Here is a 25,196-nt window from a genome sequence, read left to right on the forward strand (position 1 = left end):
TTCAAAATGGATCTATTTTGAGCGGGGCCGGTCGTTCGCCGGACGGCTTGCCCTGCGCGCTGGCCGTGCTCGACATGTTGCCGGGGCTGGTCGCGTATTTCGACCGGGACCTGACCTATCGGTTCGCCAATGCGACCTATGCCGCATGGCGCGGGATCGGCCCCGACCAGATCATCGGGCGTCATTGCCGCGATATCGTCGGCGAGGCCAATTTCCCGACCGTGCTGCCGCGCCTGACCGAGGCGCTCAGCGGTACGCGCGTCACCTATGAATATTCGCTGTTCGATGGCGGCAATGCGCGCCGCGTGCAGGGCAGCTATGTCCCCGATATCGACGCCGACGGCATCGTCCGCGGGGTCGTCGTGCTGGTCACCGACATCAGCGTGCGACGCGATCTCGAGGCGCGGATCGCCGAGAACGAGATCATGTTCAACGATGCGTTCGAGCATGCCCCCGTCGGCATGGTCGTCACCGGCGCCGACGGACGGATGGAGCGCGTCAACGCCGCGTTCGCCGCGATGCTTGGGCTGTCGATCGATCACGTGGCGGGTCTCGATTTCCGGACGATCACGCATCCCGATGATCAGGATGCCGACGTGACGTTGTTCGATGAGATCGTGGCGGGCGAACGCGACACGTATACGCTGGAGAAGCGCTACCTTCATCCGAGCGGCGAACCGGTCCATGCCTCGCTCGCGGTGTCGGCGGTTCGCGCGCCTGACGGGACGCTCATCCGGATGATTGCGCATGTCCAGGACATTACCGAGCGGCGACGCGCGGATCGCGCGCTCCAGGAGATCAACGCGCGGATGACGCTGGCGATGGAAGCCGTGCGCGGCGGCTTCTGGCATATCGACGTCGAATCCAGGCGGTTCGAAACCTCGCCGAGCTTCTCCCGGTTCGTGCGCGGGCCGGGCGGATCGGGGCCTATCGACCTCGATACCTATGGCGAATATATCGCGCCGGCGAACCGCGATGCCGCCTCGGTCCAGACACTGCTCGACGGCGAGATCGACAACGCGTCGGTCGAATATGAGCTGGCGACGGTCAACGGCCCCCGCTGGATGCGGTGCGACCGCAAGCTGCTGCGCGCCTCGGACGGGAGCCCGTTGCGGATCGTCGGCGTGACGATCGACATCTCCGAAGACCGCGAACGGCAGTTGCGCGCGATGGCCGCGGCGGAAACCGATCCGCTGACGGGGCTGCTCAACCGTCGTGGGCTCGACCAGCGTCTCGCGCAGACCGATGACGGTGTGTCCGTCGGCATCGTCGCGATCGATCTCGACCGGTTCAAGGCGATCAACGACCGGTTCGGCCATAGCGTCGGCGATACCGTGCTGGTCGAGGTCGCCCGGCGATTGCGCGGAGTCGTACGTGCCGGCGATCATCTTGCGCGGCTGGGCGGCGACGAGTTCGCCGTATTGTTGCCCGACGCCGACGACGTCCGGCTGGCGGTTGTCGCCGATCGAATCGAACGCGCCTTGTGTGAGCGGTTGGTCAACAACGGCATCACGCTGCCGGTCGGCGGCAGCGTCGGCGCCGCGCTCATGCAGGGCTCGCGTACCACGCCAGCGGCGCAGAGCTTCGCCGCGGCATGGGCGCGTGCTGATGCTGCGCTCTACGCCGCCAAGCGAAGCCGACAGACGCACCCTATACGCGCCGCTTAACTTAGGTTATGATCATTCTGGTGAGTATTCACACTCACTTAAGTCATATTTGCCAGAGTGTTACTATGACTAAACCGGTGCACGAAGCAGCGCGGCTCGACGCTCTCAAACAGCTCGATATCCTCGATAGCCCACCCAGCGAGAGCTTTGACCGGATCACGCGGATGGCGAGCCAGATATTCGGCCTGCCGGTCGCCGCGATCTCGTTGACGGACGAGGATCGCCAATGGTTCAAGTCTCGCGTCGGATTCGACCATACCGAACTCGGCCGGACCCGTGCGCCCTGTGCCGAAGTCGCCGAGAAGACCGCGCCGCTGGTGATCCCCGATCTGCTCGACGATCCCTTCTACGCGTCGAGCCAGCTGGCACGTTCGGGCACGCGATTTTACGCCGGCGCACCGCTGACGACTCGCGACGGCTATGGCCTCGGCGCGTTGTGCGTGCTCGGGAAAGAGCCGCGCACCGCGACGGGCGACGAGATGGCAGCGCTGCGCGATCTGGCCGCGATGGCGATGGCGCAGATCGAGCTGCAACATGCGTTTGGCCGGATCGATCCGATCAGCGGATTGCCGAACCGCCAGCAATTCCTCGACGATCTCGACGATTTCACGCGCGATCACGGCGGCGAGCGTCGCCTGCTGGTGATGCTCGACCTGGCAAGAACCGACCAGATCGACAACATGACTCGCGTGCTCGGCTCCGAGCACGTCGTCGAGATGGTCAGGCTCGCGGCGCTGCAACTGCGCGACGCGCTGTCGCAGACCCGGCGCGCCTATCATGTCGCGGCGACCCAGTTCGTGTTCTTCGCCGAGCCCGATATCGAGGACGCCGCCTATGTCAGGGTGCTGACGGACAAGATCGCCGAGTGCAGCATCAAATCGTCGATGCGATTCGCCACCACGATCGCGGTCGGCGTCGTGCCGGTCGTGCTCGGCCGGGTCGAGCCGACCGACCTCCTGCGGTTCGCGCACGGTGCCGCACAGGACGCGCGGACGCAGGAGGCGACCGTCTGCTTCTTCTCCTCGGCGAACGACACCGCGCATCGCCGCCGCTACGAACTGTTGCGCGATTTCGAGCCCGCGCTGGAGAGCGACGACCAGTTGAGCCTGGTATACCAGCCCCGGGTCGACATGACGGACCGCCGATGCCTGGGCGCCGAAGTGCTGCTGCGCTGGACCCATCCGGTGCTGGGCGAGGTGTCGCCGGCCGAGTTCATCCCGCTGATCGAGCAGACCTTGCATGCCAAACCGCTGACGCACTGGGTCATCGACCGCGCGCTGGAACAGCTGACCGGCTGGATCGCCGACGGATTTGACGGCAATTTGTCGATCAACCTGTCCGCCAACAATCTCGAGGAGCCCGATTTCGCCGCGCGGGTCCAGTTGCTGCTGCTCAAGCACCGTGTCCGTGCCGACCGGATCGAACTCGAAGTCACCGAAAGCGCCATCATGCGCAACGTCGCGCAGGCGCGCGAACAGCTTGCCGCGTTGCGCGCCGCCGGGATCCGGCTCGCGATCGATGATTTTGGCACCGGCTACAGCAGCCTCGCCTATCTCCAGCAGCTGCCCGTCGACGTCGTCAAGATCGACCAGAGCTTCATGCGCGACCTCGATTCGACGACCAACGGCGGCGACGAACAGACGCTCGTGCGGACGATGATCCGGTTGTCGCACGAACTGGGCTACCGGGTCGTCGCCGAAGGCGTCGAGACCGAGGGCGTCGCAGCCTGCCTCGCGACGATGGACTGCGACGAAGCCCAAGGGTTCCTGTTCGCGCGACCGATGCCGGCGGCGGCATTCCGCGCCTGGTCCATCGCGCATCCGGGCGATCCGGCGCGGACCCCGCGCGCCGCCGCCTGACGGGGCGAACTCCGGTCAGGCACCGATCACGTCGGCGATGAACAGATAGCCCTTGCCGCGGACCGTCCGGATGATCTCGGTCCGGTCGAACGCCGCGAGCTTGCGGCGAAGGCGGCTGATGTTGACGTCGATCGTGCGGTCCTTCGACGAGGTATCGGCACGCCCCGACAACGCGATCATATCTTCGCGCGTGTGGACCGCATGCGGATGCGTGACGAACGCGTCCATCATCTGGAACTCCCCCTCGGTCAGCGACACGAGTTCGCCACCGGGCGACTGGAGCGATCGCATCCGGCAATTGAGCGTCCATCCCGCAAATCGATAGGTGGTATGGAAACGCGGCGCGTCGCCCTGCTCGACCGTGCCGGCGCTGTCCGTTCCGGTCGCGGCCGTCCGGTTGCGCCGCCGCAGCACCGAGCGGATCCGGGCGAGAATCTCGCGCGGGGTCGATGGTTTGGTGACATAATCGTCCGCGCCCATTTCCAGCGCGACGACCCGGTCGACTTCGCTCGACAGCGCCGACAGCATGATCACGCCGGGGGGATCGTCCGACTGGGCGAGCCCGCGCAGCACGGACAGGCCGTCCTCGCCGGGCATCATCATGTCGAGGATGACGAGATCGCACGGCCGCTGGACGAGGCGCGCGCGCAACGCCGCGCCGCTCGACACCGCCTCGACGCCGAGGCCGTTGTCGACGAGGAATTCGGTGAGAAGCTCGCGAAGACCCGGGTCGTCGTCGACGATGATCACGCGGGCAGACTGATAGCCGGCGTCGTCCGCAAGATCCTGTGTCGCATCGTCCTGCCATGTCGTGACGATCGGCGGGCGGGGGATTGCGGAGTCGTAATGCTGGGAAACGTTCATCGCCGGCGACTTTCGAGGAGAGGGAGACGGTGAGCCATCTCATCCCCCTGCACCCGGTGTTTGTCCGGGATGTTTCCCGATGCGACATCCCCTGCCCCGACGTGACACAGAGGCGTTGCGCGGTAACCCCGGCGGGCAGCGGGGCAACGAATCGCTGTAAGACGACGTGCTTTGGCGCATGCGGAAACATCGCGAACACACGCGCCCGCTAGGATCGCCGCATGATGTCGAATCCCGTCCCCGAATCGTTCAGCCCGACCACCGGCGGCGTGGTGCCGAAACCGACTTTGCTGGTCGTCGACGACGACCACATGATCCGCACGCTGCTGGCGCAAAGCCTGGGCATGCACGGCTACAATGTCGAGACCGCGATGAGCGCGCAGGAAATGGACTCGGTGCTCGCACGCCAGTCGGTGTCGCTGATCCTGCTCGACGTGATGATGCCGGGCGAGGACGGACTGTCGGTATGCCGCCGCCTTGCGCGCACCGCCGGACCGCCGGTGGTGATGCTGAGCGCGCTGGGCGCAGAGCCCGACCGGATCCTGGGGCTCGAGATCGGCGCGAGTCACTATCTCACCAAGCCGTGCAGCCCGCGCGAGATCCTCGCGACCGTCCGCGCCGCATTGCGCGCGCGCGAGATCCAGGACGCCAGCGAGGGACGATCCTATGGCTTCCTCGGCTGGCGGGTCGATTTCGCCGCGCATGAATTGTTCGATGCCGACAACACGCTGATCGACCTGACCGATGGCGAGTTCGCGGTGTTGCGCGCGTTCGTCGAGCGTCCGCGCCGGGTGCTGGCGCGCGATGCGCTGCTGGAGGCCGCCCGCGGGCCCGATACCGATGCCTTTGACCGCGCGATCGACGTCCAGGTCAGCCGCCTGCGCCGCAAGCTGCGCTCACGGGGCGACGACATCATCCGGACGATCCGCAACGAAGGGTATTTCTTTGTGCCACGGGTCGTGCGGCTGTGAGCACGGCCGCCGCGGCGAGTGCCAGAGACACGGGTGCGGACGACGGGCGGGTGCGCCGCCTGCCGCAATCCTGGCCGCTGTTCCTGCGGATCTTCGCGTTGATGCTGATCACCGTGCTGCTGGTGCAGGTGCTAAACTTCGCCACGCTGCTGTTGATGCCGCCGCCGACGCCGATCATCTTCTCCACCACCCGGATCGCGGCGTTCGCGCGGACCGGCGTCGATCCCGCCAGGCTGCTCAAGACCGAAATCTCGACACGCCGCCCCGACCCGACCGACAGTCCGCGCGATCGCCGGCTCGGCGCGATCATCGCCACCGATCTCGGGCTGCCGGCGAGCGCGGTCGTCGTCGAGGCGGAGCGGTCCGGGCGACCGATGTTCGCCGATGCGCTGCGCCCACCGATCCCGATGGGGCCGCCGCTGGGCCCCCGCCGGCATCGCAATTTCGCCGCGCTGGAGAATGCACTGTTCGGGCCGTTCGTCGTCTCGATCGATACCGGCGGCGGGCGGTGGCGCGTGATCCGTCCCAACAGCGCGATCATGGGACCGTGGCGGATCCGGATCATCCTGTGGTTCCTCGTCGCGCTGGCTGTCGTCGCGCCGATCGCCTGGCTGCTAGCGCGACGCGTGGTCAAGCCGATCGGCCAGTTCACTGCGGCGGTCGAGCGGCTGGGCCGCGACCCGCGCGCGGAACCGCTGACGCTCACCGGCCCACCCGAGATTGCCGAGGCGGCCAGCGCGTTCAACGTGATGCAGGAACGGCTCAATCGCTATGTCGAGGATCGGACGACCTTGATCGCCGCGGTCGCGCATGACCTTCGCACGCCGTTGATGCGGCTGTCGTTGCGCCTCGAAAAGGCACCGGAGGCGCTTCGTATCGCCACCGAGGACGATATTCAGGAGATGAGCCACCGCATCGGCGCAGCGATGGCCTTCGTTCGCGACATGACCAGGAACGTCCGTCGCCAGCGACTCGACCTGCGATCGCTGGCAGAGAGCGTCACCGACGAGTTCGCCGACCGCGGCGACGACGTCGTGCTCCAGGCCGGCGACCCGCTGACGATCGAGGGCGACGCGCCGTCGCTGAAGGCGCTGATCGGCAATCTGGTCGGCAATGCGATCAAATATGCCGGCCATGCCGAGGTGCTGCTGTACCGCGACCGCGACACGGTCGTCATCGAGGTGCAGGATCGCGGCCCGGGCATGCAACCCGACGACCTGATCCGCGCGTTCGAACCCTTCTTCCGTGCCGAACAATCGCGCAACCGCGATACCGGGGGGATCGGGCTGGGCCTCGCCAGCGTCCGCGCGGTCGCGCGCGCGCATGGCGGCGACGCAACGCTCGAGACTCGGCCCGAAGGCGGGTTGCGCGCGCGCATCACGCTGCCGGGCTGACCGGTTTTCCGTATCGATATGCAAGGAACCACCATGCGACGCGTAATCCTGATCGGGCTGGCCGGCGCGTTGGCGGGCTGTGCCGCCACCGTCCCGCGGCCCGGCGGTCCGCCCGAACGCGGCCGCGGCCAGTTGTTCGTCAGCCCGATGGGCGAACCCTTCCGCACGATCCTGCGCCCCGGTGCTGCCCAAGGCCTGTGGTTCGCGGGCGCCGATACCGACGGCGACGGCCGCGTGACGCTCGCCGAGTTCCGGCAGGACGCGATGCGGTTCTTTGCGGTGCTCGATCGCGGCAAGGACGGCGAGGTCGATCCGGACGATATCGCATTCTACGAAAACGTCCTCGTGCCCGAGATCCGAGTCGTCGGCGGCCGCCGCTCGCCCGAACCGGGTGGCCGTAACGGCGGCGGCGGCAGAGGCGGCAGCGACGGCATGCATTTCGGCAACGGCGGCGGCAGCAAGACGGCGGCGCCGCGCGAACGCCTGGGCGCAGCGCGGTTCGGATTCTTCGACTTCCCCGAACCGGTGATTGCCGCCGACAGCAACGGCAACCGCGGCGTCGATGCCGCGGAGTTTGCGAGCGCGGCAACGATCCGCTTCGCCGCGCTCGACCGCAACCATGACGGTGCGATCACGCGTGGCGAACTGCCGCGCAGCGGGGCGGAGACATGGCGCAACGGATCCGATGCCCCCGCCACGCCCGATCGCGACGGGGCACCGGGACAGGGCTGACGGCTCAACCCTTCCCGGCGCCCGGTCACCCGGTCTTTGCTACCGATCGCCATCCGCGCCGTTGGGCGAACTCGGCAGCGACTGCGGCCCCGGATACGGAGGGCCGTCACGCCCCGGCCCGCCGGGGAACGGACCACCGCCGGGAGGGCCCTGATCGATCGGACCGCCCGGCATGGGACCCATCGGCCCCATCGGCCTCGGCTCCATCATCGGGATGCCGTGGCGCAAACGCATCAGCGCCTCGAACGCGGCCTGCTGCGTCGCATCCAGGCTGTCGTAGAAGCTGCGGGCGGCGGCGATCCGGCGGGTATCGTCTGCTGCGCGGCGTGCCGTCATCTCCGTCATCCGCTCGAGCTGGCGGGCAAAGCCGTCGTCCGGCATCGGCCCCCGCAGCTCTTCCCCGCGCTGCGGCGGCGCAGGCGGCGCAAACGACTGCAGGAACGCCGTGAGCGCGGGGCGCTGCGCCGGGCGCAAGCGCAGCAGCAACGCCATGTCGTCGGCCTCGCGCTGTCGCACCTTGGCGAAATCGATCCTCGGTGGCCCTGCGCGGTGCATCTGCGCGCTCGCGGCGACCGGCACTGCCAGCAGCAATGCGAGCACCGGTACGATCTTCGATGTCATGTCTTTCCCCTTTTCGATGATGATGCGGGTCTCAGCCGAGCAGCCCGGAAACGATCCAGCGCCGGCTGACCGCGGATTTGACGATCGTGGCGCCGCACCGACGACACGCGGATCGCTGGATCGGCTCGCCCAGGACATCCCGATGGCGCGAACGCGGCGCATGACGCCCGGTCGCGCATTCGGGCGATGGTACCAACTGACGCTGCACGACCCTGCGCATGACTCTGCCCTTCCGAGATCCCCGGAGACGGCATGCGCGGCATTCTTGTCCGCAGTATTTCATCGACGTGCCGGCCCGCTGCCGGCATGGATTAGGCCGGGCTGGTGGAGATGGTGAGCCGCCTGCCCGCGAAATCCTCCGCGGCGACGGTGTCGATCTGCCGGTCGATCCCGCGCGTCAGGCCGGCCGGAACGGTGACCGCGAAACCGCGCTCGACAAGCCCCTCGACCGCCCAGCGGACGCAATAGTCCGCAGCGACGCCGATCACCATGACGTCCGTCGTGTGTTGCGCAGCCAGGTGACTGAAGAACGCCTCGCGCGGGATCGATGGCGCGCCCGGATCGCGCGCGTCCTCGATCGCCAGCCCGGGCTCGGCCCACATGTCGAACACCCCCTTCTCGATCCGCCATGCCGGGATCGCCAGATCGAGCAGCGCGATGTCGAGCATGTTCGCCCAGCCCGGCGTGTCGCGAACGCAGTGGATCGGAAACATCTTGGCTTCGGGCGACGCAGCGTAGGTTTCGCGGAAATGCGTGTCGAAGGTGAACAGCACGCCGGCGACGTCTGCAGGCTGCAACGCCGACAGCCACGCCTGCATCGGCGCGACCAGCGCCGCCGCGCCCGCGACGCTCAGCGCGCCCTCGCCGGCCATGAAATCCCACTGCGTATCCACCACGACCACGAACCGCGACATCGCCCGTCTCCTTTGGCCGCTGCTTGACACACTCGCGTCTTCTCGGACACCCGCAGGCCGAATGAAGCAGGAGCCCACGCGCATGGCCGTGACCGATATCGCCACCCGGACGTACAACCATAATTTCCGGCTCGACCCGATCGTGCGCAGCCTGCTCGACACCGATTTCTACAAGCTGCTGATGTTGCAGATGATCCGGCAGGTTTATCCGGACGGCACCGCGACCTTCGCGCTGATCAACCGGACCAAGACCGTGCGGCTGGCCGAGATCGTCGACGAGGACGAACTGCGCGCGCAGCTCGATCACGCGCGCACGCTCGGCTTCGCCAAGAAGGAGCTGATCTGGCTCGCGGGCAACAGCTTCTACGGCAAGCAGAAGATGTTCGGGCCCGAGTTCCTCGCCTGGCTCGCGGACTTCCGCCTGCCCGCCTACGACCTGCGAAAGGTCGACGGGCAATATGAACTGCATTTCGAGGGCCCGTGGACGCACACGACGATGTGGGAGATCCCGGCACTCACGATCATCAACGAACTCAAATCACGCGCGGCGCTGCGCAACCGCGGCCGGTTCGCGCTCGATATCGTCTACGCGCGCGCCAAGGCGAAGTTGTGGGAGAAGGTCGAGCGCCTACGCGAAATGCCCGACCTGGTGCTGTCTGATTTCGGCACGCGGCGGCGGCACGGGTTCCTGTGGCAGCGCTGGTGCGTCGAGGCGCTGAAGGAAGGGCTTGGCGACCGGTTCATCGGCACCTCGAACGTGCTGCTGGCGATGGACGCGGACCTCGAGGCGATCGGCACCAACGCGCACGAACTGCCGATGGTGACCGCCGCGCTTGCCGAGAGCGACGCGGAGCTGGCGCAGGCGCCTTACCGGGTGCTTGAGCATTGGCGGCAACATTATAACGGCAACCTGCTGATTGCGCTGCCCGATGCGTTTGGAACGACAGCGTTCCTGCGCAATGCGCCGCACTGGCTGGCCGAGTGGACTGGCTTCCGCCCCGACAGCGCGCCGCCGATCGCGGGCGGCGAGCAGATCATCCGCTGGTGGGAGGAACAGGGCGTCGATCCGAGGACCAAGCTGCTGATCTTTTCCGACGGGATGGATATCGACACGATCGAGCAGACCTATCGGCATTTCAACGGCCGCGTGCGGATGAGTTTCGGCTGGGGGACCAACCTCACCAACGATTTCCGCGGCTGCGATCCCGACGGCGCAGCGGCGCTGGAGCCGATCTCGCTGGTCTGCAAGGTGATCGAGGCGAACGGCCGTCCCGCGGTCAAACTGTCGGACAACCCTGCCAAGGCGACCGGTGAACCGGCGGAAATCGCGCGCTATCTCCGCGTCTTCGGCGAAGCCGACCGGTCCGTGACCCCGGTTTTGGTGTGATTCCACCCGGCAAACCGATCGTTGCCGATGCGCAACATAATCGGCGCATTCTGTAACAAAATTACTCCATTCACCGATCCCGTCTTGCTTCGTACCGATCCTGAGCCATCATCCTGTCACAAGATAATGACGGGGATGTCGCGACGGGCGCGAACAGGGGGACTTTTTGATGCGCGTATTGAAGACCTGGATGTATGCCGGCGCCGGTGGGCTGGCGTTGGCGACGATGCTCGCCGGAACGTCGGCATCGGCGCAAGCCGTGACCACGCCCGCCGCGGACACTGCACAAACCGCAGAGGCGGCGGCCGGTGAAGACATCGTCGTCACCGGATCGCGCATCCGTCGTAACCCGCTCGATCAGCCATCGCCGGTCGTCACGGTCGACGCGGAATCGATCCAGCGGACCGGGCTTTCGTCGGTCGCCGACGTGCTCCAGCGGCTGCCAAGCGCGGCGGGCGGGCTGAATTCGAAGGTCAACAATTCGGGCAACATCGGCAATCCGCCCGACGGCGGCGGCGTCGGTGCCGGGTCGGCCGAGATCGACCTGCGCTATCTCACCGCCAAGCGCACGCTGGTGCTGGTCGACGGCCTGCGCTTCGTCAACGGCGCATCGGCAAGCGGGATCCCGTCGACGGTCGATCTCAACACGATCCAGGTCGGCTCGATCGAGCGGATCGAGATCCTCCAGTCAGGCCAGTCGCCGCTCTACGGGTCGGACGCGCTAGCCGGCGTCGTCAACATCATCACCAAGTCGCAGCAAAAGGGGCTGAAGGCGTCCGCCCAGTTCGGCACGTTCCGGCAGGGCGACGGGCATACGCAGGACTATAACGTCAGCTACGGCATCCAGGCGCCGCGGACGAGCGTGGTCTTCGGCGGCAGCTATGTGAAGCAGGAGGCGGTGCGGACCGGCGATCGGTCGATCTCGCAATTCCCGAACCCCGGCCAGACCAGCTGCTCCGACGTTATCGGCGGCTGTTCGGGTGCGACGCCCAATGGGTTCTTTCAAGTCGGCGGGCAAAACCTGACCCTGAAATCCGGACCGATCGCCGGGCGGCCGCGTTATGATGCGGCCAACCCGACCGGGCCGAACAGCGACTTCAAGGCATTCACGTCGGCCGACCGCTTCAACTTCGCACCGTTCAACTATTTCCTGACGCCGTCCGAACGCTATGGCTTCTTCGTCAGCGCGAAGCAGGAACTGACGGACGCGGTGAACCTGCGCGTGAAGCTGAACTACACGCGCCGCAATTCGCAGAACCAGGCGGCGTTCCTGCCGCTGGTGCTCGGCCCCGACGCGGGCAACGGCAACCTGCTTGACACGATCTCGATCGACGCAACCAACCCGTACAACCCGTTCGGCTACACGCTGTCGGCGGGCGGCGCGGGCAATGGCCCGGCAAATTACTCGACGGTCCGCCGCCGCCTGGTCGAGGCAGGGCAGCGCACCTATTCGCAGACCGTCGACACGATGTCGGCGACCGCGACGCTGGATGGATCGTTCAATATCGGCGCGCGTAAATTCTATTGGGACGTCAACGCGGTCCTCGGCTTCAACGATGCCAAGCAGCTGTTCACCGGCAACATCAACGCGGCCAATCTCGCCCGCGCGCTCGGGCCCGTCGCTAACTGCACCGGGGCGTGCGTGCCGTTCAACATCTTCGGCGGCGTCGGGTCGGTTACCCCCGAAATGCTCGGCTATATCGCGTTCGACGAGCGGGCACGCAGCTCGCAGAGCCTCGAGGACTATACCGCCAACATCTCGGGCGACCTGTTCGACCTGCCCGCCGGGCCGGTCGGGATTGCGGCAGGCTATGAGCACCGCGTGCAATATGGCAGCTTCACGCCCGATCCCTTGATCACCGCCGGGCTCGGCGCGGACATTCCCGCGCAGCCAGCGCGCGGCCATTTCAATTCGGACGAAGTTTATGCCGAGCTGCGCGTCCCGCTGATCCACGACACGCCACTCATCAAGTCGCTCGAAGTGGGCGGCGCGGTGCGGCATTCGAACTATTCGATCAGCGGCAGCAACACGACCTATACCGGCAGCGGCCTGTGGAAGCCGTTCAGCGACCTGCTGCTGCGCGCCTCCTACGCGCAAGGCTTCCGCGCGCCGAGCATCGGCGAGCTGTTCGGCGCCGAATCGCGATCGGACGCGTCGATCGACGACCCCTGCACCAACGTCGCGGGTTCGCCGTTTCAGACCTCGCCGACCGTGCGCACGAACTGCATCGCCAACGGCGTCCCTGCCAATGGCAGCTACCAGGAGCCGAATGGCGGCCAGCTCGGCGTCCTGACCGGCGGTAACAAGGCCTTGAAGCCCGAGACGTCGCGGACCTGGCTGTTCGGTGCGGTCTACGCCCCGAGCTGGGCACGGACGAGCGGCATCGCCAGCCAGTTGAGCATCGAGGGGAATTACTACGACATCAAGGTCGACGACGCGATCGCGGCGACCGATGCGACGCTGACGCTGAGCCGCTGTGCGGAGGCGGCGGACGCGCTGAGCTGCGCCGCCATCACGCGGACACCTAACGGCCTGATCTCGCGGATCAACGCGCAGCTGCAGAATATCGGCGGCATCCGCACGCGCGGCGTCGACGTCACCGCGGTCTATCGTTCGCCACGGACCTCGGTGGGCACGTTCGGGCTCTCGCTCAACGGCAACATCCTGCTGAAATATGCCGAGAGCTTCCCCGCGACGGTCGGCTTCACCACGACCAACTACCAGGGCACGACCCGCGGCTCACCCGAACAATCCTATCCGAAGTTCAAGGGCAACGCGGTCGTGGATTGGGACATTGGCCTGATGCGCGCCTCGTTCACGGGGCGCTACATCAAGAGCGTGAAGGAAGCCGACGGCAAGCGGCTCGACAACACCTTCTACGGCGATGTCCAGCTGACGCTGGCACCGGGCTGGCTCGAGAACCGGCTGGGGCTGACGATCGGCGTGAACAACATCTTCAACCAGGATCCGCCTGCCTGCTACAGCTGCACGGGCCCGAACTACGATCCGACGACCTACGACGTGCCGGGCCAGTTCGGCTATATCCGCCTGTCCTGGGGGCTCTGATCGATCGAGGTGGCGGTCAGCCTAAGCGGGCAGGCCGCCACCCCCTTTCGTCATCCTGACGAAGGTCAGATCCAGAGTCACAACGGATATCGCGCGTTACTCTCGATCCTGATTGTCATCAGGACGACGAAGCCCCTCAGTTTTCGACGAGCTTCATGAAGCGCCGCTCTACCGGCGCGAGCACCGGGCCCAGCTCGTGCCCGCGCTTCACCACCGCGCCGCCTTCGCCGATCAGCGCCCACATGCCCTGTTTGTTGCGCAGCGCAGGGCGTTTCTCGATCCGGAACTCGGGGCGTTCGGCGGCGCGGCGGAAGGCGGCGAAGACCGCGGCGTCCTTGCCGAGATCGATCGCATAGTCGCGCCAATGGCCCGCTGCGACCATCCGGCCGTAAAGATCGAGGATCCGCATCAATTCGAGCCGATCGAAGCCGATCTGGGTCGCCTTGGACGGGGTCGGGAACGGGGTGACGATACCCATCAGGTGCGCTTTTCGTTCATGCGCGGTCGCGACGATCCTCTAGGCGGTCCTCGCCCTGCCCGTCCGCGAGCAGCGCGTCGAGACGCTTGCGCATCGTCTCGAGCTCGCAGCGCATGATCTCCATCTTCTGGGTCGCGGGGTCGAACATCTCGGTGCACGGCGTGCCATAGGGAACGAACCGCGGCATTTCAGGCGCGTTGCCACCCTCGATCGTGGTCGTCCGCGCGGGGATTCCGACGACGGTCGTCCCCTCCGCGACGTCGCGCGTGACGACCGCATTGGCGCCGACGCGCGATCGCTTGCCGAGTGTGATCGGTCCCAGGACCTGTGCGCCCGACCCGATGATCGCGCCGTCGGAGATGGTCGGATGGCGCTTGCCCTGCACGCCATTGTCGGGGCTGGTGCCGCCGAGCGTGACGCACTGGTAGATCGTGACGTCGTCGCCGATCTCCGCAGTCTCGCCGATCACGACGAAGCCATGGTCGATGAAGAAGTTGCGGCCAATCGTCGCGCCGGGATGGATGTCGATTGCGGTCGTGAAGCGCGACCAGTGGTTGACGCACCGCGCAAGGAAATAGAATTTCGCCTTGTACAGGCGGTGCGCGATGCGGTGATAGCCGAGTGCCCAGACGCCGGGGTACAGCATGATCTCGGCGCGCGAATGTGGAGCGGGATCGCGAGCGCGGATCGAATCCAGATAAGCCAGTAATCCGCTCGACATCGACAGTCCCCTTCGCGATGTGCGTATCTAGGATATCGAACCGCCGATTTCCAGAACCGCATCCGCCCGGCCTTGCCCCGTGCCGGGATGCGGGCGCGGATCGCCGGGATCGGGGTAAAGCCTATCTTTGTTGTGGGATAAGCCCGCACGTTGCAGGTTGGCCGCGATTTTGAGGGGATGCCGATGTTCGATCTGACGACCGTGAGCTTCGAGACGCTGATACCGTTCATTCTGGTCGGGTTTGCCGCGCAGGTCGTCGATGGCGCGCTGGGAATGGCGTTCGGGGTGATCTCGAACACGCTGCTGCTCTGGGTCGGCGTGCCGCCGGCTGCGGCGTCCGCGGGCGTGCATACGGTCGAGACGTTCACCACCGCGGTGTCGGGGATCAGCCATGTGCTGCACAAGAACGTCAATTGGCGGCTGTTCCTGCGGCTTATGATCCCCGGTGTGATCGGCGGTATTCTCGGCGCCTATGTGCTGTCGAACATCGATGCGAGCACCGCCAAGCCGTTCATCCTCGCCTATCTGACGGCGATCGGCGTGTATCTGCTCTACCGCGGGCTGCGCTTCCCGCCCAAGCAGAAGGAGCCGAAGATCGTCGAGCCGCTCGGGCTGATCGGCGGGTTTCTCGATGCGGCGGGCGGTGGCGGCTGGGGGCCGGTGGTGACGTCGAACCTGCTTGTTCAGGGGGCGTCCCCGCGCACCACGATCGGAACGGTCAACACCGCGGAGTTCTTCCTGACCGCGACGATCTCGGCGACGTTCATCACCCAGCTCGGCTGGGCGGCGTTCACGCAGGCTACGGTAGGGCTGCTGATCGGCGGCGTGCTCGCGGCGCCGTTCGGCGCGATGCTGGCTAAGCGCGTGCCGGCCAAGACGCTGATGATCATGGTCGGCGTGATCCTGACGATCACCAGTCTGTTCGGCCTCTACCGCGCGATCTGGCACTAGAGCCTCGCCGCCCGACTTTCCGTCATCCTGGCGAAGGCCAGGATCCAGCGTAACGGGACGCGTTCCTTTATGGCTCTGGATCCTGACTTTCGTCAGGATGACAGAGGATATGGGGCGCAGCCAGGTGACGACACAAAGTCGCAGCCAGCCCCTCCCCTAACCCCTCCCGCAAGCGGGAGGGGAACAGCGCTTACAGCGTCGCGTGGATCGTCGCGACGGCGGCCATCACCGCGCCGATGCGGACCGACGTCTGAATTGCCTCGGCGGTGACGCCCGCCTTCTTCAGGATCTGCTCGTGGCTGTCGATGCACATGCCGCAGCCGTTCATCGCCGACACCGCCAGGCTGAACAGCTCGAAATCGACCTTGTCGATGCCCGGCTGGCCGATCACGTTCATGCGCAGCTTGGCCGGCATGTTGCGATATTCCTGGTTCCCGGCGAGATGCGTGAACCGATAATAGACGTTGTTCATCGCCATCACCGCCGCCGCCGCGCGCGCCGCATTGGCCGCCTCGGGGCTGAGCTTGGGCGCGCATTCGGCTTCGGCCGCCTCGACGAGCGGTTTGTAGCCCGAGCCGTGCGCGCAGGTCAGCAGCAGGCCGTACTTGCGCTGATCGGTCAGATGCGTCTCGTTCAGCAGCGAACCGACGTTGAGACGGATGTCCTTGGCGTAATCGGGCAGCTGCCCCGCGAATTCCTTGAGCGACATGATCTTCTTCCTTCTACTCCCCTTCCGCCTGCGGGAGGGGTCGGGGGAGGGACTGGAGGCAAAAAGAGAGGGCGGTCCGAATGGACACGCCCTCCCCCAAACCCTCCCGCACGCGGGAGGGGCGTTTTACTTACGCGGCGAGCTGGAGGACGTCGTCGCCCTTGTTCCAGTTGCACGGGCACAGCTCGTCGGTCTGCAGCGCGTCAAGCACGCGGAGCGTTTCGGCGGGATTGCGGCCGACGTTCAGGCCGTTGACCTGGACCGCCTGGATGACGTTGTCCGGATCGATGATGAAGGTCGCACGGAACGCGACATGCTCGTTCTTGTCGACGATGCCGAGCGCGTCGGCGAGCTTGGCGCCGTTATCCGCCAACCACGGGAAGTCAGCAGCGGCAAGGTCCGCGTCCGACTTGCGCCAGGCGAGGTGGACGTGTGCGGTGTCGGTCGACGCGCCGATCAGCACGGCATCGCGGTCCTCGAAATCGCCGCGAATGTCGCTGTAGCCGACGATCTCGGTCGGGCAGACGAAGGTGAAGTCCTTCGGCCAGTAGAACAGCACCTTCCACTTGCCGGGATAGGCCGTCGTCAGGTCGAGCGTCTCGCCGGCGGGCAGCGCTGCGGTGCCCTGCTGGACGGGGATGGTCATCGATGGGAACTGGTCGCCGATGGTCAACATGATGGAAGCCTCCTGGGAAAAATCTTTGCTCCAGGCATCCTCACTGGCGGCGGTTGGCCCGCTCGTTCGTTGTGCAATGCGGTATATGGGGACTGGTGTAATCGATCAAACGCTCTATTTATCACCTGATGATCGATAGAGGCGATTAATGGCTGCGACTTACCTACCGACGTTGAAACAGCTGCAATATTTGGTGGCGCTGAAGGACCATGGTCATTTCGGCCGCGCCGCCGAAGCGTGTTTCGTGACGCAATCGACGCTGTCGGCGGGCCTTCGCGAGCTCGAAACACTCATCGGCGTGGTGCTGGTCGAGCGTACGCGCCGCGTCGTCCGGTTCACACCGCTGGGTGATTCGATCGCCGACAAGGCGCGGCGCGTGCTGCGCGAGGCGGAGGAGCTGGGCGACATGGCGCGTGCCGCCGGCCAGCCGCTGTCGGGCGACATGCGGATGAGCGTGATCCCGACGATTGCGCCATTCATGCTGCCCCGCATCCTGCCGCGGTTGCGAAAGGATTATCCCGACCTGAAGCTGTTCCTGCGCGAGGAGCCCAGTGGTGCGGCCTGCGAGGGGCTGCATAACGGGCGCACCGACTGCGTGCTGCTGGCACTCCCCTATGCTTGCGGCGAGGTGACGGCCGAGACACTGTTCGAGGATCGGCTGTTCGTCGCCTACCCATCGGGCGAGGTGCCCTCCGCGCTGCCCGCGATCCCCGCATCGGCGATCGACGAGACCCGGCTATTGCTGCTCGAGGACGGGCATTGCCTCAAGGATCATGCGCTGGGGGCGTGCAATCGCCCCGAGCTGCGCGCGGAGGCGACGATGCTGGGGACCTCGCTGCACACGATCGTGCAGATGGTCGACAACGGGCTTGGCATCACGATGCTGCCCGAGATGGCGTTGAAGGCCGGCATCCTGGACAATACCAACATTACCGCACGGCCGCTCGACGAGATCAACGCGGTGCGCAAGATCGCACTGGTGTGGCGCCGCGCCAGCCCGCGCGAGAAGGACTTTGAGCTGTTGGCAAAGGCGCTCGCCGATATTCAATAAAGCGTCTGCCGCTCTCCATGTGCGCGCGACCGTCGGGGGCCGGGCGGCTGTCTCGACCATGCCCCGCCCGATCGATCGCCCGACGTCTGATCGGGACGGATGCGCAACCATCTCGACGTTCGATCGTATCTTCCGCACTTTCCGCTGGAGATCCGATGATGTCGAAGACGCTTCCGCTACTGGTGATGACGAGTGCGCTGGCGCTCGCTGCATGCAGCGGCAAATCGAAGGACGACGTGGCCAGTCCGTCAACCAATCCCGCGCTCGCCGTACCGAACGGTCCGCCCGCGGTCGCCAACCCGACGGTCGGCGGCGTGCCAATGATGGCCACGCGCACGATCGTCGACAATGCCTCGGCCGCCCCGAACCTGTCGACGCTCGTCGCCGCGGTGAAGGCAGCGGATCTGGTCGGGACGCTGTCCGGTCCGGGTCCCTTCACGGTGTTCGCACCGACCAACGACGCGTTTGGACGGCTTGCGCCCGGCATGGTCGATACGCTGCTGAAGCCCGAGAACAAGGCCTCGCTGACCAAGGTGCTGACCTATCACGTCGTGCCGGGTGTCATCACCGCGGACGATCTGCGCCAGCGGATCGCGGCCGGCGGCGGCACCGCGACGCTAACCACGGTCGAGGGCGATCCGATCACCGCGACGCTGGTCGGCGCAGTGATCACGCTGACCGACGTCAACGGCAACAAGAGCTATGTCGAGACTGCGGACGTTCGCCAGTCGAACGGCGTCGTCCATGTCGTCAACGGTGTAATCGTCCCGAAACTGAGCTGATTCAAAGGCCTCCGGGTTCGGTTCATCGCATCGATGCTACGGCTGGTCCGCCAAAACATTGCAGATGCGACTACCCTGACCCTAGCTTTTGCACTGAGTTTCCAACTGTCCCGTCCATTATATTTGGAGTCACAGATGACTTTTAAGACGAACCTTATGATTGCCGCCGCATCGGGCATGGTCTTTGCCACCGGCGCGGTCGCACAGACGGCCCCTGTCGAGACGACCGCTGCGCGTACGGCGCAGGCGGCCCCGGCGGCGCCCGCAGCCGCCGCTCCAGCAGCGCCGACCGCCGCGCCGACGACGACGATCGCCGCCGCACTGCCGACGCTGCCGAACCGCGCGACGCTGACCAAGCTGGTTACCGCGGCAAAGCTGCAGACCACGCTCGCAGGCCCCGGCCCCTTCACCGTGTTCGCCCCCAGCGATGAGGCGTTCACCCGTCTGCCCGCCGGCGCGCTCGACACGCTGCTGAAGCCTGAGTCGGCGCCAACGCTGGCGACGATCATCAAGTATCACGTCGTCGCCGGTGCCATCACGTCCGAGCAGCTGAAGGCGCAGATCACCGCGGGCGGTGGCAAGGCCACGCTGACCACGCTCGCCGGCCAGCCCCTGATCGCGTCGGTCGGTCCGAACGGCAACATCGAGCTGACCGATACCGCCGGGATCAAGGCGTACGTCGATACGGCCGACATCAAGGAGACGAACGGCGTCGTCCACCTGACCAACGGCATGAGCGTTCCGAAGCTCGGCTAACGCGATCACGGGCCGCGACCTCCACGGAGAGCGCGGCCCGCATTGCCCTGTTTCCCCGCGAAGGCGGGGATCCAGTCTGGGCTTCTGGCTTCGCGGGAGCCCAACTCCTGATTAAACTTACCGCCTATTCCCAGCGAGCAGCAGCCGCGTGATCGTGATCGCGCGCCTCGACCCAACTCGACGCAGCGCCACGTGTCTCGCGCTTCCAGAAGGGCGCGTCAGTCTTGAGCCGATCAATCAGATACGCACACGCCTCGAGCGCCGCACCGCGATGCGCCGCGGTCGCCGCGACGAAGACGATCCGCTCACCCGGATGCATCGGCCCGACCCGGTGCACGATGATCGCCGCGGACAGGCTCCAGCGTGCGACCGCCCCCTCCGCAACCTTGAGCAAAGCCGCCTCGGTTGCACCGGGATAATGTTCGAGCTCGAGCGTACCGACGCCGTCATCCGCACGCACCAGACCGGTAAAGGTCGCGACTGCGCCTGCCCCCGCCGCCTCGGCGCGAGCCATTTCCGCCGCGATGTCGATCGCGGACTGCTGGACCGAGATGTGGATCATCCGCCGGTCACCGGGGGAAATATCGCAATTTCCTGCGCCGCACCGATTGGCGTATCGAGCGCGACGAAGTCCTGATCGATTGCCGCCCGCAAGCGCGCGCGGTTCTCGAATGCTTCGGCGTGCGGCGCGCTGGTCTTGGCGAGCCAGTCGATCAAGTCGGCCACCGTCACGACGCTGACAGGCGGGTCGATCATTTCCTCGCCCGTGCCGATCCGCTCGCGGACCCAGGCGAAATACACCATCCGTATCGTCATGCTCAGTCCATGTGCTTCAGGCCGACGCGGAGATAATCCCATCCGGTCAGTACGGTAAGAACGGCCGCGCCCCAGAGCGCGACGATGCCGACATTATGCACCCAGGCCATATCGGGCACCGCACCGCCGAGAATGATCCCGCCGAGTGATACGAGTTGCAGCGTCGTCTTCCACTTCGCCAGTTGCGACACGGGCACCGACACCTGCACCTGCGCCAGGAACTCGCGCAAACCGGACACCGCGATCTCGCGCAGCAGGATCACCAGCGCGGCGATCACGTGGACACCGGGAATATCGCGCGTGCCCACCAGGATCAGGATCACCGCCGCGACCATGATCTTGTCCGCGATCGGATCGAGGAAAATCCCGAGCCGCGACACCGCGCCGCTCGACCGCGCGAGATAGCCGTCGAAATAGTCGGTGATGCCCATCAGGCAGTAGAGCACGAAGGCGATGCCATAGCCCGCCTCCCAGTCGGGCCACCACAGGAACCAGACCAGCAGGGGCACCGCGACGATCCGCGACAATGTCAGGAGGTTAGGCAAGCTTAGCACCCACCACCTCTATACCGGTCGGTCGCGGGGCGAAACCGGTTTAAGCGTTGGCGCGACGATGACGCTGGGCTAAGGGTTTCGCGTATTTTCGCAACGATCAGGGCTATTTCTCGTCATGCTCAATGCCCTTGGGTTGCTGAAGCAACGTCGCTTCCTGCCCCTGTTCACGACGCAGTTTCTCGGTGCGTTCAACGATAACCTGTTCAAGACCTCGATGGTCCTGTTCGCCACCTATGCCGTCTTCAACGATCCGAAGATGGAGGCCAATTTCAACGCGTTGGCGACAGGGCTCGGCATCCTGCCATTCTTCCTGCTGTCCGCGCTCGCGGGGCAATTGGCGGACAGCCACGACAAGGCGCGAATCATCCGGATCGTAAAGACGGTCGAGATCGGCATCATGCTGCTCGGCGCGACCGGCCTGATGGTCGCGCGCGCGGGCCACCCGAGCCTCGGGATCGGGCTGATGCTCGGCGCGGTGCTGTGCCTCGGCGTCCATTCGACATTCTTCGGCCCGATCAAATACGCGATTCTGCCGCAGCATCTGGCCCCAGGCGACGTGCTCGGCGGCACCGGGCTGGTCGAGGCGGGCACCTATCTCGCAATCCTGCTCGGCACCGTGACGGCGGGCTGGATCCCGATCGAGGGCGCCGCCGCCAGCGTGCTGATCGTCGCGGTGATCGGCTGGTTCTCCGGCCGCCAGGTCCCGCCCGCCCCGCGTGAGGGGCCGCCGCTGAAGCTCGACTACAACCCGTTCACCGCGTCGTGGCGGTTGATCAGCGCGACGCTGCACATTCCGCGGCTGTTCCTCGCGATCATCGCGATCAGCTTCTTCTGGACGATCGGCGCGGTGCTGATCATCGTGTTCCCGCCGCTGGTGAAGAACGTGCTCACCGCCGACGAGCGCGTCGCGAGCTTCGTAATCGCGGTCTTCTCGGTCGGGGTCGCGATTGGGTCGGTGGTCATCAACTCGATGCTCCGCGGGCGCATCTCCGCGAAGTTCTCACCCGCGTCGGTCATCGCGATGGGCGGCTTCGTCGTGCTGTTCTCGTTCCTCGCGCGGAACTGGACGCCTGCGCCGCCGGGGCAGTTCTACGACTGGGCGGGGTTCATCCGCCAGCCAGGCGCGATACCCGTGCTGGCGACGCTGCTGGCGATCGCGATCACCGGCGGGATGTTCGTGGTGCCGCTCTACGCGTTCCTGACGACGACGGTCGAACGCGACCAGACTGCGCGGACGGTGGCGGCGAACAACGTGGTCAATTCGGGCGCGATGACGATCGGCTCGATCCTGGTCATCGGCATCACTGCGCTGGGCGTGACGCCGGAGAACATGCTGTTCCTGGTCGCTGCGATGTGCCTCGTCTCGGCCTGGCTGGCACAGAAGCTGCACCTTGCCTGCGACGACGACGCGAATGGATGCCTGCCGGGGCTTCACCACTAGGCGGATTATGAAGTCAGGCGGCCGACCCGCCGTCTGCGCTCAGAGAAAGAAGCTGTAGAAGCAGGTAAAGAACGCAGCGAAGCTCAGCAGAAACAGCTTGATGTCATGATCGTCGTCGCTGGGATTCGCGGCCACGGGCGGCGGTAATGCGCGGCGCAGCGGATGGCGGGCGGCTTCGTTGGTAAGGACTAGGCGTCTGGTCATGATGCAAACGTTAACGCCGCGTTTACTAAATCGACCAGCGCGAAAAGTGGTTAAGCCGGCGCCGTCCGGGAATGGGACGGAATCACCGCGCCGGACGCCGCGCCAAAGCCGTCCGGCGCCCCCTGTTCCTGCCCCGTCCTGCCGTATAAGCTCGCGCGAATCGCCGCGACTCTGCGGGGCAAAGGATCAGAATTATCCAGCAGATCGCGGCACTTCCCTACATCATCGACAGCGACGGCCATGCCCGCGTGATGCTGATCACCTCACGCGATACCGGTCGCTGGGTGATCCCCAAGGGCAATCCCATCGTCGGGCTCGCCAGCCACGAGGCCGCCGCGCAGGAAGCGTATGAGGAAGCGGGGATTCGCGGCATCCCCTGCCCCACCGCGGTCGGCGAGTTCGGCTACCGCAAACGGCGTCGCACCGGCCGCTACCGCGACATGATCGTGACGGTGTTTCCGCTCGCCTTTGTCGAGCAACTCGACGACTGGCCCGAGCGGCATCAGCGCGACACGCGCTGGTTTACGCTTGATCGCGCGGCGGAGGCTGTCAATGAGCCCGGCCTGAAGGCGCTTATCGCTGCTTTCCGCGAGCCGCCGATCCCGGCGACGCTCGCGCAACGTATCTTACCCGTCGTACGCACGAGTGCGAAAAGGAGAATTCCGATGCTGGGCTGGTTCCAGTCGCTGATGCCGAAGCAGGGACGGTTCTTCGAACTGTTCGACGCGCATGCCGCGACGCTGGTCGCCGGTGCCGATGCACTCGCACGGCTGCTCCACGGCGAAGGCTCGATCGAGGGGCAGATCGCCGAGATCGTCAAACGCGAGCACGAGGCCGACGATATCACGCGCGAGGTCCTGCAGGACGTCCGCCGCGTGTTCGTGACGCCGTTCGACCGCAGCGCGATCACCGACCTAATCGGCGTGATGGACGACGCGATCGACCAGATGAACGGCACCGCCAACGCGATCGCGCTGTACGAGGTGACCGAGTTCTCCCCGCAGATGCGCGACATGGCGGGCATCATCGTCGAGGCCGCGCGGATCACCGCAGAGGCGATCCCGCTGCTCCGCTCGCTCGGCACCAATGCGGGCCGGTTGCACGACCTGACCGCGCGGCTGATCCAGATCGAGGGGCATGCCGACGACATCCACGACACCGGCCTGCGCGCGCTGTTCCAAGCCTCGAAGATCAGCGCGGACCCGATGACGTTCATCATCAACCGCGAAATCTACAGCAGCCTGGAAAAGATCGTCGACCGCTTCGAAGACGTCGCGAACGAGATCCAGGGGCTGGTCATCGACCATGCTTGAGAGTCAGTCTTCGATAGGTGCCCCACCCCGGCGAAGGCCGGGGCCCAGTTGGGGGACCGTGATAACTGAGGACGGCGCGCTCTTACTGCGACCTCTCCAACTGGGCCCCGGCCTTCGCCGGGGTGGTAGCTTGGTTGAGGGAGCGGCGGTTCCCCTAATCCGCGTACCCGTAGGTGGACGCGGATGATCCTCTCCCTCCCCCTCCTCATCGGCCTGATCGGCATCGCGCTGCTGTTCGACTTCCTGAACGGCCTGCACGACGCGGCGAACTCGATCGCCACCGTCGTCTCCACGCGCGTCCTGAAGCCGCAATATGCCGTCCTGTGGGCGGCGTTCTTCAACTTCATCGCGTTCGCGGTCTTCGGCCTGCACGTCGCGCAGACCGTCGGCACCGGGATCGTCCAGGCGCATGTCATCGATGCGCAGGTGATCTTCGCCGCGCTGATGGGCGCGATCGCGTGGAACGTCATCACCTGGGTGCTCGGCATCCCGTCGAGCAGCAGCCACGCGTTGATCGGCGGCCTGCTGGGGGCCGGCATCGCCAAGATCGGCTTCGGCGCGATTGTGTGGAGCGGCGTGATCAAGACCGTCGTCGCGATCTTCGCCTCGCCCGCGATCGGGCTGATGCTCGCACTCGTGCTGGTGCTGCTCGTCGCCTGGACCAGCCTGAGGCTCACCCCGCTCGGCGTCGACAAGCGGTTCCGCAAGCTCCAGCTGATCTCCGCCGCGCTCTACTCGCTCGGACACGGCGGCAACGACGCGCAGAAGACGATGGGGATCATCGCGGTGCTGCTCTATTCGCAGGGGCTGCTCGGCGGCACTTTCCACGTGCCGCTCTGGGTCGTGCTGTCGTGCCAGGCAGCGATGGCGCTCGGCACGCTGTCGGGTGGCTGGCGGATCGTCCATACGATGGGGTCGAAGATCACCCGCCTCACCCCGGCACAGGGCTTCTGTGCAGAGACCGGCGGCGCGATCACGCTGTTCGCCGCGACCTTCTGGGGCATCCCGGTATCGTCGACTCACACGATCACCGGGTCGATCGTTGGCGTCGGCGCCGCGCGGCGCCTTTCCGCGGTCCGCTGGAACATCGCCAGCAACATCGTCGTCGCCTGGACGCTGACGCTGCCCGCGGCCGGGCTGATCGGCGCGGGGACGTATCTGCTGGTCGGACTGTTCGTTTGAACGGTTTGACGGCCAAACTCAGTCTATTGACGCAATCGTAAAGCCCTACGACACTCCCCGGCGAGCGAAGGACAGTGATCCTTCGC

At 66.0% G+C, this 25,196-nt stretch carries 25 protein-coding genes; 14 read left to right on the forward strand and 11 right to left on the reverse strand.

What is annotated here, in order from left to right:
- Window positions 1–74 precede the first annotated feature (74 nt).
- Together ASE79_RS17915 and ASE79_RS17920 are read left to right on the forward strand one after the other, a co-directional pair.
- Window positions 75–1,667, forward strand: a complete 1,593-nt coding sequence (locus ASE79_RS17915) for a GGDEF and EAL domain-containing protein (RefSeq protein WP_235517071.1) — start codon at window positions 75–77, stop codon at window positions 1,665–1,667.
- Window positions 1,668–1,732: 65 nt separating this feature from the next.
- A complete protein-coding gene (locus ASE79_RS17920) occupies window positions 1,733–3,526 on the forward strand; it encodes a putative bifunctional diguanylate cyclase/phosphodiesterase (protein ID WP_056419937.1) in 1,794 nt (597 codons plus the stop codon).
- 15 nt (window positions 3,527–3,541) lie between these two features.
- On the opposite strand, the gene ASE79_RS17925 is transcribed toward ASE79_RS17920, so the two are convergent.
- On the reverse strand, window positions 3,542–4,390 hold the full coding sequence (locus tag ASE79_RS17925; protein ID WP_082445432.1) for a response regulator: 849 nt from the start codon (window positions 4,388–4,390) through the stop codon (window positions 3,542–3,544).
- A gap of 224 nt (window positions 4,391–4,614) precedes the next feature.
- Between ASE79_RS17925 and ASE79_RS17930 the strand changes: the two genes are divergently transcribed.
- Genes ASE79_RS17930 through ASE79_RS17940 form a run of 3 tightly spaced genes read left to right on the forward strand, consistent with a single transcriptional unit; the run spans window position 4,615 to window position 7,487 of the window.
- A complete protein-coding gene (locus ASE79_RS17930; protein ID WP_056420517.1) occupies window positions 4,615–5,361 on the forward strand; it encodes a response regulator in 747 nt (248 codons plus the stop codon).
- On the forward strand, window positions 5,358–6,755 hold the full coding sequence (locus ASE79_RS17935) for a sensor histidine kinase (protein WP_235517048.1): 1,398 nt from the start codon (window positions 5,358–5,360) through the stop codon (window positions 6,753–6,755). The genes ASE79_RS17930 and ASE79_RS17935 overlap by 4 nt, the downstream gene beginning before the upstream one ends.
- 33 nt (window positions 6,756–6,788) lie before the next feature.
- A complete protein-coding gene (locus ASE79_RS17940) occupies window positions 6,789–7,487 on the forward strand; it encodes a hypothetical protein (protein WP_056419940.1) in 699 nt (232 codons plus the stop codon).
- Window positions 7,488–7,526: 39 nt separating this feature from the next.
- Here the strand turns inward: ASE79_RS17940 and ASE79_RS17945 are convergent, their stop codons facing one another.
- Window positions 7,527–8,108, reverse strand: coding sequence for a Spy/CpxP family protein refolding chaperone (locus ASE79_RS17945; protein WP_056419943.1), 582 nt, complete (start codon window positions 8,106–8,108; stop codon window positions 7,527–7,529).
- A 311-nt stretch (window positions 8,109–8,419) separates the two neighbouring features.
- A complete protein-coding gene (locus ASE79_RS17955; RefSeq protein ID WP_056419948.1) occupies window positions 8,420–9,022 on the reverse strand; it encodes a cysteine hydrolase family protein in 603 nt (200 codons plus the stop codon).
- 82 nt (window positions 9,023–9,104) lie between these two features.
- Between ASE79_RS17955 and pncB the strand changes: the two genes are divergently transcribed.
- Window positions 9,105–10,409 (forward strand): nicotinate phosphoribosyltransferase, encoded by a 1,305-nt coding sequence (gene pncB, locus ASE79_RS17960; protein ID WP_056420523.1) that lies wholly within the window; start codon window positions 9,105–9,107, stop codon window positions 10,407–10,409.
- A gap of 169 nt (window positions 10,410–10,578) precedes the next feature.
- Window positions 10,579–13,476, forward strand: coding sequence for a TonB-dependent receptor plug domain-containing protein (locus ASE79_RS17965; RefSeq protein WP_056419951.1), 2,898 nt, complete (start codon window positions 10,579–10,581; stop codon window positions 13,474–13,476).
- A 136-nt stretch (window positions 13,477–13,612) separates the two neighbouring features.
- Here the strand turns inward: ASE79_RS17965 and ASE79_RS17970 are convergent, their stop codons facing one another.
- Window positions 13,613–13,954, reverse strand: coding sequence for a DUF2794 domain-containing protein (locus ASE79_RS17970; RefSeq protein ID WP_056419954.1), 342 nt, complete (start codon window positions 13,952–13,954; stop codon window positions 13,613–13,615).
- Between the two features lie 16 nt (window positions 13,955–13,970).
- Complete coding sequence (gene epsC / locus ASE79_RS17975) at window positions 13,971–14,675, reverse strand: serine O-acetyltransferase EpsC (protein WP_056419957.1); 705 nt, start codon at window positions 14,673–14,675, stop codon at window positions 13,971–13,973.
- A gap of 177 nt (window positions 14,676–14,852) precedes the next feature.
- Between epsC and ASE79_RS17980 the strand changes: the two genes are divergently transcribed.
- The gene (locus tag ASE79_RS17980; protein ID WP_156359757.1) at window positions 14,853–15,626 is read left to right on the forward strand and encodes a sulfite exporter TauE/SafE family protein; all 774 of its coding nucleotides are present in this window, start codon (window positions 14,853–14,855) and stop codon (window positions 15,624–15,626) included.
- A gap of 190 nt (window positions 15,627–15,816) precedes the next feature.
- On the opposite strand, the gene ASE79_RS17985 is transcribed toward ASE79_RS17980, so the two are convergent.
- Both ASE79_RS17985 and ASE79_RS17990 read right to left on the reverse strand, forming a co-directional pair.
- Entirely contained in the window at window positions 15,817–16,335 is a 519-nt protein-coding gene (locus ASE79_RS17985) for a carboxymuconolactone decarboxylase family protein (protein WP_056419960.1), read from the reverse strand.
- A 130-nt stretch (window positions 16,336–16,465) separates the two neighbouring features.
- A complete protein-coding gene (locus tag ASE79_RS17990) occupies window positions 16,466–17,011 on the reverse strand; it encodes a peroxiredoxin (RefSeq protein ID WP_055879693.1) in 546 nt (181 codons plus the stop codon).
- Between the two features lie 148 nt (window positions 17,012–17,159).
- On the opposite strand from ASE79_RS17990, the gene ASE79_RS17995 reads away from it, so the two are divergent.
- From ASE79_RS17995 to ASE79_RS18005, 3 genes are all read left to right on the forward strand, one after another.
- The gene (locus ASE79_RS17995; RefSeq protein WP_056419963.1) at window positions 17,160–18,062 is read left to right on the forward strand and encodes a hydrogen peroxide-inducible genes activator; all 903 of its coding nucleotides are present in this window, start codon (window positions 17,160–17,162) and stop codon (window positions 18,060–18,062) included.
- 155 nt (window positions 18,063–18,217) lie between these two features.
- A complete protein-coding gene (locus ASE79_RS18000) occupies window positions 18,218–18,844 on the forward strand; it encodes a fasciclin domain-containing protein (protein ID WP_082445435.1) in 627 nt (208 codons plus the stop codon).
- A gap of 135 nt (window positions 18,845–18,979) precedes the next feature.
- On the forward strand, window positions 18,980–19,600 hold the full coding sequence (locus ASE79_RS18005) for a fasciclin domain-containing protein (RefSeq protein ID WP_056419965.1): 621 nt from the start codon (window positions 18,980–18,982) through the stop codon (window positions 19,598–19,600).
- Window positions 19,601–19,724: 124 nt separating this feature from the next.
- Here ASE79_RS18005 and ASE79_RS18010 read toward each other — a convergent pair whose 3' ends face one another.
- The 3 genes from ASE79_RS18010 to pgsA are packed head-to-tail and all read right to left on the reverse strand — an operon-like array spanning window position 19,725 to window position 20,970.
- On the reverse strand, window positions 19,725–20,162 hold the full coding sequence (locus tag ASE79_RS18010) for a molybdenum cofactor biosynthesis protein MoaE (RefSeq protein WP_056419968.1): 438 nt from the start codon (window positions 20,160–20,162) through the stop codon (window positions 19,725–19,727).
- Window positions 20,159–20,416 (reverse strand): molybdopterin converting factor subunit 1, encoded by a 258-nt coding sequence (gene moaD, locus ASE79_RS18015; protein WP_056419971.1) that lies wholly within the window; start codon window positions 20,414–20,416, stop codon window positions 20,159–20,161. The genes ASE79_RS18010 and moaD overlap by 4 nt, the downstream gene beginning before the upstream one ends.
- Before the next feature lie 2 nt (window positions 20,417–20,418).
- Window positions 20,419–20,970: a CDP-diacylglycerol--glycerol-3-phosphate 3-phosphatidyltransferase gene (gene pgsA, locus ASE79_RS18020; protein WP_056419973.1), complete on the reverse strand. Its 552-nt coding sequence runs from the start codon at window positions 20,968–20,970 to the stop codon at window positions 20,419–20,421.
- Between the two features lie 115 nt (window positions 20,971–21,085).
- Between pgsA and ASE79_RS18025 the strand changes: the two genes are divergently transcribed.
- Complete coding sequence (locus ASE79_RS18025; RefSeq protein ID WP_056419976.1) at window positions 21,086–22,411, forward strand: MFS transporter; 1,326 nt, start codon at window positions 21,086–21,088, stop codon at window positions 22,409–22,411.
- A 39-nt stretch (window positions 22,412–22,450) separates the two neighbouring features.
- On the opposite strand, the gene ASE79_RS21480 is transcribed toward ASE79_RS18025, so the two are convergent.
- On the reverse strand, window positions 22,451–22,615 hold the full coding sequence (locus ASE79_RS21480) for a hypothetical protein (protein WP_199860947.1): 165 nt from the start codon (window positions 22,613–22,615) through the stop codon (window positions 22,451–22,453).
- A gap of 194 nt (window positions 22,616–22,809) precedes the next feature.
- On the opposite strand from ASE79_RS21480, the gene ASE79_RS18030 reads away from it, so the two are divergent.
- Together ASE79_RS18030 and ASE79_RS18035 are read left to right on the forward strand one after the other, a co-directional pair.
- A complete protein-coding gene (locus ASE79_RS18030) occupies window positions 22,810–23,928 on the forward strand; it encodes a DUF47 family protein (protein ID WP_056419979.1) in 1,119 nt (372 codons plus the stop codon).
- Window positions 23,929–24,111: 183 nt separating this feature from the next.
- Complete coding sequence (locus tag ASE79_RS18035) at window positions 24,112–25,110, forward strand: inorganic phosphate transporter (RefSeq protein WP_056419981.1); 999 nt, start codon at window positions 24,112–24,114, stop codon at window positions 25,108–25,110.
- Window positions 25,111–25,196: the final 86 nt, after the last annotated feature.

Origin of the sequence: Sphingomonas sp. Leaf28, assembly GCF_001421685.1 — a bacterium.
Lineage (GTDB): Bacteria > Pseudomonadota > Alphaproteobacteria > Sphingomonadales > Sphingomonadaceae > Sphingomonas > Sphingomonas aurantiaca.

Bases quoted from the DNA above. Each gene is read 5' to 3' on its own strand.
- ASE79_RS21480 (WP_199860947.1), bottom strand. From the start codon at position 22,615: ATGACCAGACGCCTAGTCCTTACCAACGAAGCCGCCCGCCATCCGCTG.
- ASE79_RS17985 (WP_056419960.1), bottom strand. From the start codon at position 16,335: ATGTCGCTCAAGGAATTCGCGGGGCAGCTGCCCGATTACGCCAAGGAC.
- ASE79_RS17940 (WP_056419940.1), top strand. From the start codon at position 6,789: ATGCGACGCGTAATCCTGATCGGGCTGGCCGGCGCGTTGGCGGGCTGT.
- ASE79_RS18025 (WP_056419976.1), top strand. From the start codon at position 21,086: ATGCTCAATGCCCTTGGGTTGCTGAAGCAACGTCGCTTCCTGCCCCTG.
- ASE79_RS18010 (WP_056419968.1), bottom strand. From the start codon at position 20,162: ATGATCCACATCTCGGTCCAGCAGTCCGCGATCGACATCGCGGCGGAA.
- ASE79_RS17970 (WP_056419954.1), bottom strand. From the start codon at position 13,954: ATGGGTATCGTCACCCCGTTCCCGACCCCGTCCAAGGCGACCCAGATC.
- pncB (WP_056420523.1), top strand. From the start codon at position 9,105: ATGGCCGTGACCGATATCGCCACCCGGACGTACAACCATAATTTCCGG.
- ASE79_RS17980 (WP_156359757.1), top strand. From the start codon at position 14,853: ATGCCGATGTTCGATCTGACGACCGTGAGCTTCGAGACGCTGATACCG.
- ASE79_RS17955 (WP_056419948.1), bottom strand. From the start codon at position 9,022: ATGTCGCGGTTCGTGGTCGTGGTGGATACGCAGTGGGATTTCATGGCC.
- epsC (WP_056419957.1), bottom strand. From the start codon at position 14,675: ATGTCGAGCGGATTACTGGCTTATCTGGATTCGATCCGCGCTCGCGAT.
- ASE79_RS17920 (WP_056419937.1), top strand. From the start codon at position 1,733: ATGACTAAACCGGTGCACGAAGCAGCGCGGCTCGACGCTCTCAAACAG.
- ASE79_RS17995 (WP_056419963.1), top strand. From the start codon at position 17,160: ATGGCTGCGACTTACCTACCGACGTTGAAACAGCTGCAATATTTGGTG.
- ASE79_RS18005 (WP_056419965.1), top strand. From the start codon at position 18,980: ATGACTTTTAAGACGAACCTTATGATTGCCGCCGCATCGGGCATGGTC.
- ASE79_RS17930 (WP_056420517.1), top strand. From the start codon at position 4,615: ATGTCGAATCCCGTCCCCGAATCGTTCAGCCCGACCACCGGCGGCGTG.
- ASE79_RS17965 (WP_056419951.1), top strand. From the start codon at position 10,579: ATGCGCGTATTGAAGACCTGGATGTATGCCGGCGCCGGTGGGCTGGCG.
- ASE79_RS18000 (WP_082445435.1), top strand. From the start codon at position 18,218: ATGATGTCGAAGACGCTTCCGCTACTGGTGATGACGAGTGCGCTGGCG.
- ASE79_RS18035 (WP_056419981.1), top strand. From the start codon at position 24,112: ATGATCCTCTCCCTCCCCCTCCTCATCGGCCTGATCGGCATCGCGCTG.
- moaD (WP_056419971.1), bottom strand. From the start codon at position 20,416: ATGACGATACGGATGGTGTATTTCGCCTGGGTCCGCGAGCGGATCGGC.
- ASE79_RS17945 (WP_056419943.1), bottom strand. From the start codon at position 8,108: ATGACATCGAAGATCGTACCGGTGCTCGCATTGCTGCTGGCAGTGCCG.
- ASE79_RS17915 (WP_235517071.1), top strand. From the start codon at position 75: ATGTTGCCGGGGCTGGTCGCGTATTTCGACCGGGACCTGACCTATCGG.
- ASE79_RS17990 (WP_055879693.1), bottom strand. From the start codon at position 17,011: ATGTTGACCATCGGCGACCAGTTCCCATCGATGACCATCCCCGTCCAG.
- ASE79_RS17925 (WP_082445432.1), bottom strand. From the start codon at position 4,390: ATGAACGTTTCCCAGCATTACGACTCCGCAATCCCCCGCCCGCCGATC.